This window comes from Lysobacter sp. N42, from assembly GCF_004344885.1.
Map to the genome: position 1 here is coordinate 1 of NZ_SKFB01000112.1, position 1,207 is coordinate 1,207.

The following is a 1,207-nucleotide window of genomic DNA, read 5'->3' on the forward strand; positions in this document are numbered from 1 at the left end:
ATCCGGCTCGAAAGCGACGCCAGGCCGGCGCCACGATGCCGCAATCCGGGCGGCAGAGCGGGTTGTTCAGACCTTCCCTATGGGATAGAGTAGGGAATCCACTATGCCGAGCGATGGGAAAAGTAGAAACACAACGGCTGCCGAATAGAAGGGCAACACTATGAAACAAGAAATGGTGAATAGGCGGGCCGCCTGCCGTGGAAGCACGTCGCTCCAGTTCTCATGCTGGATTTGTATGAGCGCCTGAGTGACGCGCTGCACTACCCAGAAAAGTGGCAGGCCGAGTGCCCACGCGGCAAAGCCTAGGCGGAAGGTGCCCACCACGTTCGGGAGGGTTAGTCGCGTCTCTGACAGGTCGATGTGCCCGGTGAGCCTTCTGGCGAGCATCGGGAGCAACGCCGCGACAGCTAAAAGGGCGACGAACGTATACGCTACCGATAGCACTGCCTTGGCTGATTCGACTCGGTGATGGTTTTGCGCTCGCCGTGCGACAAGGTTTGGATCGGGGTTGGAATGGCTAAGCTCATTCGGCACGCCGCCGACGGGGCTGGGCAGCGGGGGGCGGGCCACCCCTAGACACGACTTAATAAAGTCAGTCAAGAAGTTGGAGGCGATTCCAGCCGCGATACTCTCAATCATGGGCGCTAACACCTGAGTTAAGCCGCGCCGCGAAGCGGCGTCGGCTTGGACGAGTTGTTAGGGGGCGTCGCGTGTTACGGGCAGCGCCCCGCCGTTTGGCTGACCCTTTGCGTGCAGGAAAATGCCGTCCGGCTCCGCGGTAAAGGTAACTTCAATCTGTGAGGGCCGCTCACTTTGCTCCGCCCACGAAACGCGATAGGTGCCCAGCGGCGTGGCGTCGACAAGTTCGCTCCCCGTGCCTTGGTAGAGCCAAAAAGCGATCTCCTGCTGATCTGCCGAAGCCGGGCGGATGACCTGCGTGGTTGAGCAGGGCAGATGGCAGTCGGTATCGAGGACCGGGACGAGACGCGAACCGGCCGCAATGCCGATTGCTGCCTTCAGGCCGCCGCTCGCGGACGTTTCAACGGAGCCCGCTTCAATGCGCGTGCGTTCGGGTGCATTGGAGCACCCGACCAACGCCAGCAAGAAAAGAAGTGACCGCATCAAGCCCCCTAACACCTGAGTTAAGCCGCGCCGCGAAGCGGCGTCGGCTTGGACGAATTGTTAGGCCGCGGCTGCTGCCTCACTG

Annotated in this window: 2 protein-coding genes; both read right to left on the bottom strand. The window is 61.5% G+C overall.

What is annotated here, in order from left to right:
• Window positions 1-66: 66 nt before the first annotated feature.
• Entirely contained in the window at window positions 67-639 is a 573-nt protein-coding gene (locus tag EYQ95_RS26150; RefSeq protein ID WP_132332151.1) for a hypothetical protein, read from the bottom strand.
• A gap of 57 nt (window positions 640-696) precedes the next feature.
• Entirely contained in the window at window positions 697-1,104 is a 408-nt protein-coding gene (locus EYQ95_RS26155) for a hypothetical protein (RefSeq protein WP_132332153.1), read from the bottom strand.
• Window positions 1,105-1,207 lie beyond the last annotated feature (103 nt).